This is a genomic window from Mycobacterium sp. E3339 (assembly GCF_001666915.1).
Classification (GTDB): Bacteria; Actinomycetota; Actinomycetes; order Mycobacteriales; family Mycobacteriaceae; genus Mycobacterium.
Genome location: NZ_LZIZ01000052.1, coordinates 59,830 through 65,909, shown reverse-complemented (window position 1 = coordinate 65,909; position 6,080 = coordinate 59,830). Strand labels below are relative to the sequence as shown.

Annotated in this window: 6 protein-coding genes and 1 pseudogene; 3 read left to right on the top strand and 4 right to left on the bottom strand. The window is 67.3% G+C overall.

Translation table 11 applies throughout. The annotated features are described in order from the left end of the window. Positions 1-17 precede the first annotated feature (17 nt). A pseudogene (locus tag A5702_RS25450) lies at positions 18-176 on the top strand (methylmalonyl Co-A mutase-associated GTPase MeaB); the annotation flags it as partial. Positions 177-463: 287 nt separating this feature from the next. Next, positions 464-1,321: a proline iminopeptidase-family hydrolase gene (locus A5702_RS04530; protein WP_369817862.1), complete on the top strand. Its 858-nt coding sequence runs from the start codon at positions 464-466 to the stop codon at positions 1,319-1,321. Between the two features lie 9 nt (positions 1,322-1,330). Here the strand turns inward: A5702_RS04530 and A5702_RS04525 are convergent, their stop codons facing one another. The 4 genes from A5702_RS04525 to A5702_RS04510 form a co-directional block, all read right to left on the bottom strand. After that, positions 1,331-2,098: an enoyl-CoA hydratase/isomerase family protein gene (locus tag A5702_RS04525; RefSeq protein WP_068218608.1), complete on the bottom strand. Its 768-nt coding sequence runs from the start codon at positions 2,096-2,098 to the stop codon at positions 1,331-1,333. A gap of 159 nt (positions 2,099-2,257) precedes the next feature. Further along, on the bottom strand, positions 2,258-3,343 hold the full coding sequence (locus A5702_RS04520; protein ID WP_068218606.1) for an acyl-CoA dehydrogenase family protein: 1,086 nt from the start codon (positions 3,341-3,343) through the stop codon (positions 2,258-2,260). Continuing rightward, complete coding sequence (locus A5702_RS04515; RefSeq protein ID WP_068218603.1) at positions 3,330-4,235, bottom strand: acyl-CoA dehydrogenase family protein; 906 nt, start codon at positions 4,233-4,235, stop codon at positions 3,330-3,332. Before A5702_RS04515 ends, A5702_RS04520 begins: the two co-directional genes overlap by 14 nt. Further along, complete coding sequence (locus tag A5702_RS04510; RefSeq protein ID WP_068218600.1) at positions 4,213-5,616, bottom strand: class I adenylate-forming enzyme family protein; 1,404 nt, start codon at positions 5,614-5,616, stop codon at positions 4,213-4,215. The genes A5702_RS04515 and A5702_RS04510 overlap by 23 nt, the downstream gene beginning before the upstream one ends. Positions 5,617-5,740: 124 nt before the next feature. Between A5702_RS04510 and A5702_RS04505 the strand changes: the two genes are divergently transcribed. Next, positions 5,741-6,076, top strand: a complete 336-nt coding sequence (locus tag A5702_RS04505; protein ID WP_055405221.1) for a 2Fe-2S iron-sulfur cluster-binding protein — start codon at positions 5,741-5,743, stop codon at positions 6,074-6,076. Positions 6,077-6,080 lie beyond the last annotated feature (4 nt).

The window sequence follows — 6,080 nt, the reverse complement described above, 5'->3', positions numbered from 1 at the left end:
AGGTGCCAGCCCCCTAAATGGACATCGCCGACTTGATCGAGGGCGCGCGCAAGGGATCTCCGCGCGCGGCGGGTCGGCTCCTTTCCCTGGTCGAGGGCGAGCGCCGCGACGAGGTGCTCGCCGGTATCGAGCCGTCACCGGTGAACGTCATCGGCATCACCGACCCGCCGCGCGCGGAGATCCCTTGCGCGCGCCCTCGATCAAGTCGGCGATGTCCATTTAGGGGGCTGGCACCTCGATGACGGTGGCGGACACGATGACGGCGTCAGGCACGGGTCTTCTCCAGTTCGGCGAGCGCGTTGCGGGGGTTCGACGACCCCGCGATTTATGAGAACACTATTCTCTCATTCTGAGAGTCAGCGTTGCAAGGAGAGGTCGGCTCGCGAGCAGTCGCAAAATCGCATATACCAGCATCGCGTGGTGCGATTCTGCGTCTGCTCGCCAACCAGGAGGCTCGTCGGCAATGGACGGAATGATCGCGGTTCCGGGCGGCAACGTGTGGTTCGAGCGCGTCGGCGGCGGACCGGGCCTTCCGCTGCTCGTCGTGCACGGCGGGCCCGGGTTGCCGCACACCTACCTGCGTTCGCTGGAGCGGTTGGCCGACGAGCGCGTAGTCATCTTCTGGGACCAGCTCGGATGCGGCAACTCCGAGCGCCCCGCGAACCGCGACTTGTGGACCATGCAACGGTCGGTTGCCGAAATGGACGCCGTCGTAAAGGGCCTTGGCCTCAACGGCTTTCACCTCTTCGGCAACTCGTGGGGCGGGATGATGGCGCAGCAGTACGCGCTCGACGTGCCGTCGCGCGCCGTCAGCCTCACCATTTCGAACAGCATCGCGTCCATCCCGCAGTTCTCGCAGATGGTGGCCCGGCTGAAAACCGAACTCGATCCCGAAACGCAGTCGGCCATCGATCGGCACGAGGCCGCCGGTACCACGCATGCGGCGGAATACCAGGACGCCATCCGCACCTGGAACGAGACCTACCTGTGCCGCGTACGCCCCTGGCCCGCAGAGCTTTTGCAAGCTTTCGCCAACATGGGCACCGACATCTTCGAGACCATGTTCGGGCCGAGCGACTTTCGCATCGTGGGGACCATCCGCGACTGGGACGTCTTCGACCGGTTAGCCGAAATCACCCTGCCGACCCTGATCCTGGCCGGCAGGTTCGACGAATGCGTGCCCGAACACATGTGGGAGATGCACCAACGCATCGCCGGCTCGCGCTATGAGCTGTTCGAGTCGACCGCTCACATGCCCTTCATCGAGGAGCCGGACAAGTTCGACCGAGTGATGCGCGACTTTCTGCGGCTGCACGACTGAGCGGTGCCCTCAGTTCTTGCCGGCCGCCAGCTTGGTGACGATCGACCGGAAGTCTTCGGTCGTGAACGACTGGTGCTCGGCCGACAGGGCGTAGTCCAGGCTGGCCAGCACCGCCCGCTCGAGGTGAATGTTGAGCACCCGCTTGGTGCTTTCGACCGCCTGCTGGGGCAGCTCCAAAATCTTTTTGGCACACGCGATCGCCTCCGCGAGCGGGTCGGCGGCGACGTGGTTGGCCAGCCCGAGTTCGACGGCGCGCTGCGCGCTGATCCGGGTGCCCGTCAACGCGAACTCCTTGGCCAGCAGCAGGCTGATGTGCAGCGGCCAGGTCAGCGGGCCGCCGTCGGCGGCAACCAATCCCACCTGCACGTGCGGATCGGCGAGGTAGGCCTCTTCGGCGATGTAGACGATGTCGCTCAGCGCCACCAGGCTGCAGCCGAGCCCGACCGCCGGGCCGTTGACCGCGGCAACCACCGGAATACGGCACCGCGCCATGCCCAGCACGATCTCGCGGCCGTCCCGAATGGTCTTGGCCCGCAGGTCCGCATCGGCCGACAGCTCCTTGAGATACGAGAAATCCCCGCCGGCCGAAAACGCCCTGCCCGCCCCGGTGATGACCGCCGCGCGGGCACTGGGGTCATCGGTCAATCGCTGCCACAGGCGCGCGAGCCCGACGTGCAGGTCGTCGTTGACCGAATTGAGCGAGTCCGGCCGGTTCAAGGTGATGATCCGCAGCGGACCGTCGGCGTGGACGTCGATTTCGGCAGGCATGTCGTACACGTCAGACTCCTTCTATAGTCGTGACCCGCTTCACCCGGGCTACGCCCGCGCTCACGATCACTCCGTCTATATTCGTGACCCGCTTCACCCGGGCTCCGCCCGCGTTCGCGATCACTCCGTCTATATTCGTGACCCGCTTCACCCGGGCTCCGCCCGCGCTCACGACAATCCCAAGATCCGTGAAGCGATGATGTTCTTCTGTATCTGTGATGTCCCGCCCATCACGCTCTGCGCCCGGCTGTACAGGTAGGCGCCGAGCAAGTCCGGATCGCGGGTCCCGGTGACCGCCAGGACGGCGTGCCCGACCGATTGCTCGACCCAGGTCATCAGCAGCTTGTCGAGCGAGCCTTCGGGCCCGTGCGAAACCCCGTCCAGCTGTTCGGACAGCCTCCGCCGGACATGATGGGTCAGCATCTCCGACTGGACCGCGGCCCACGCAAGCTCTTCGGACACCGGTCCATCGTTGCGGGCGTACAGGCTTCGGACCAGCTTGCCGTAGCGGGCGGCGTAACCGAGCGTCGAGGGTTCGCGTTCGTGGCCGACGACGGTCATGGCTACCGCCCAGCCATCACCCGGGGCACCGACCATCCGATCGGCCGGTATCTTCGCGTCGTCGAAGAACACCTGACCGAATTCGTTGGTCACGCCGTTGATCATGCGCAGCGGACGCTGTTGCACCCCAGGCTGTTTCATCTGAAGCACGAAGGCCGACAGGCCGCGGTGCCGCTTGGCGTCGGGATCGGTGCGGGCCAGCAGCAGGCACCAGTCCGCGACATCGGAATAACTGGTCCAGATCTTGTGCCCGTTCACCACGTAGGTGTCGCCCTCCAGGCGCGCGGTCGTGGTCAGCGAAGCCAGGTCCGACCCGGCGCCGGGCTCGCTGAAGCCCTGGCACCAGCGCTCCGTGCCGTCGATGATCCCCGGCAGGAACCGTTGGCGCACTTCGTCATTGGCGTGCCGGCCGATCCCGTAGATCAGATAGCCCACACTGGGGCGCGGCGGGGCGCCGGCCCGGGCGAGTTCCTCGTCCACGATGACGTCGTAGACCGGAGGCAACTCCTGCCCGCCGTACGCCCGGGGAAACGACAGCCCGAAGAAGCCCTCGCGGTACAGGGCCCGGTGCCATTCGGCCTGACGGGCCCAGTACTCGTCGCCGGACCCGGAAAATTCCTTCGCGTGCACGGCAAGCCAGGACCGCAGTCGCTCCCGGAAGGCGGCTTCGGTTGGTGAGTCACGAAAGTCCAAGATCAATCTCCTTCAACGCGACGGGCCACAGCTCCGTCGAGATCAGGGCGCGGCGCAGGTAGACATGCACCAGGCAGTCCCAGGTGTTGCCGATCCCGCCGTGCACCTGAATGGCCGTCTCGCAGACGGTGCGGGCGGCGCGCGCGCAGTAGACCTTGGCCACCTGCGCGGCACGGACGGCGTCGGCGGATGGCAGCTCGTCGACCGCCCACGCGGCGTGCCGGGACACGCTGATCGAACCTTCAATCAGCGCAAGGCTTTCGGCCAGCAGATGGGCGACGGCCTGATATGACCCGATCTGCTTGCCGTATTGCTCGCGGATCTTGGCGTAGTCGACCGCGACGGCGTGCGCGCCCCGGGCTACACCCACCAGGTCCGCCGTCGTGGCGACCAGCGCGAGCGCTCGCCATCGCGCCGCGACGTCGGTGGACACTTCGCCCAGCGCCGCCGCCGTTCCCGCGATCGTGGCGTCGCTTCGGGTCAGGTCCACACCATCGATCAAGTCCTGAACTTCGGCGGCGAACACCTTGCGATCGGAAAGGTAAACGGCTCGCTGGGCGCCCCGCGCGTCGATGGCGCGACCGTCGACCGCGATTGTCACGCCCGCGCCGTCGGCGCCGACGTGGCGGGCCAGGTCGTCGGCGAGCACAGGACCAAGAAATGGCGTGTCGACCAGTCGGCGCCCGAATTCCTCGGCGACGATGGCCACTTCGACGCCCGACGCCCCGTCGGAACGCAGCGACCGCCAGCCCGTCCCGGCAATCTGCTTGTCCAGACGCGCAATTCGGCCCCGGTCGTCGAGATCCTGGACCGCCGAGGGCCCCAGGTCGTCGGCGAACTTGGCGGCGGCGTCGCGCAATTGCTGTTGTTCAGCTGTCAGACGTACATCCATAGCGCTCCTTCAGCACTCGGCGCAGCACCTTGCCCGAGGGCAGGCGAGGAATGTCGGGCACGAAGACCACCCGGCTGAGGTGTTTATAGGAAGCCAGGCGCTGATCCACCCGGGCGGTGAGTTCGCCGGCATCGACGGGCGCGCACGTCGCGACCGCCGCAACCACCGCTTCCCCGTTGAGCCCGTCGGGCACACCGAACACCGCGCAGTCTTTGACGGCCGGGTGGCCGTGCAACACCGTCTCGATTTCGGCGGGCGCGACCTGAAAGCCGCGCACCTTGATCATCTCTTTGCGGCGGTCGGTGATGCGCAGCCAGCCGCCGGTGTCGATCCAGCCGACGTCGCCGGTGCGGTACCAGCCGTTGTCGATCACCTCGGCGGTCGCTTCCGCCGGCAGGTAACCGGCCATCAGCGACGCGGACCGCGCCTGAATCTCCCCGACCTCCCCCGGGCAGACGGTCTCGCCCGTCTCCAGCGAGACCACCCGCACGTCCACGCCCGGCACGGGGCGCCCGACGGAGTCCAGGCGCGCGCCCTCGATCGGATTGCACGCGATGACAGGCAGTTCGGTGGTCCCGTAGGCCGGGACCCAGCCCACGCCGGTGCGCCGCGTCACGGTCCGCGCGACGTCGGCGGACACGGGCGTGGCCCCCCACATGATGTAGCGCAGCGAGGACAGGTCGTAGGACTCGAGCCTGGGATGCGAGGCGATGGCCAGGGCAATGGGCGCGACCGCCATTTCGACTGTGATGCCGTCGTTTTCGATGTGATGCAGCATCCGTTCGATGTCGAACCGGGAATGTAGCCGCACGCGGGCCCCGCTGCGCAGGGCCGTGAGGATGTTGAGCAGGCCGAGGATGTGCGACGGCGGCGTGGCGATCTGGATGCGGTCGCGCCGAGTCAGCTGCAACGCATCCCGCCAGTGCCGCACGGCCTCGTCGAGCGCCGCGTGGGTGTGCCGGACGGCCTTCGGCAACCCGGTGGTGCCGGAACTGAACACCAGCACCGCGTCGGAGGCTTGCGGCGGTACGGCGCTCGTCGGCTCGCCGGGGGCGACCGGCTCGTCGAGGTCCAGCATCGGCATGACACCGGCCAGCACCGGATGGTCCCCGACGGCGTGCGCCGGTTCGGTGATTGCGAGCGCGTGGTCCACCTCGTCGCGCTTCCAGGCCGGGCTCAGCAGCACCGCAGTGGCGGCCAGCCGCCAGATTGCCAGCACGGCCGCGACGAATTCCGGACGGTTGGACGCCATCACCGCGACCCGCTGACCTGCCGCGACACCGTTCTTGGCCAGGGTTGCGGCCCAGCCGTCGGCCAGCGCGTCGAGCTGGGCCAGGCTGAAACGCCGCTCCTCGAACACGACCGCAGCCGGCTCGGTCACGTCCCGTCCTTCCCTGACAGGCCGGGCTGACCTGACATCCCCACAAGCTTGAGAAGATCCTATCGCTCTGTGAGAATAGTATTCTCTATAGTGAAGAATGCAAGTACGGGAGGGGGCGGTCGAGGTGACAGTCACCCGAAGCATCGAGGAGACCCCACGGGTGACAAATCCGTCAAACGGCTCCGGCGCGGGCACGGTGACCATCCACATGGACCGCAAGAAGGTCTCGGTGCCGCTGGTCCCCGGCGAGACGCTCTTGCAGAGCGCGCGGCGGGCCGGCCTGGAACCGCCGTTCAGTTGCGAGGCCGGTAACTGCGGCACGTGCATGGCCAAGCTCGAGGAGGGCCACGCGACCATGCGGGTGAACGACGCTCTGGACGATGACGAGGTCGCCGAGGGCTACATTTTGACGTGCCAGGGCGTGCCGGATACGGAGTCGGTCACGGTGCGCTACGAGTAGCGGG

Excerpts from the sequence above, each read along its gene's own strand:
- A5702_RS04515 (WP_068218603.1), bottom strand. The coding sequence starts at position 4,235 with ATGGATGTACGTCTGACAGCTGAACAACAGCAATTGCGCGACGCCGCC.
- A5702_RS04530 (WP_369817862.1), top strand. The coding sequence starts at position 464 with ATGGACGGAATGATCGCGGTTCCGGGCGGCAACGTGTGGTTCGAGCGC.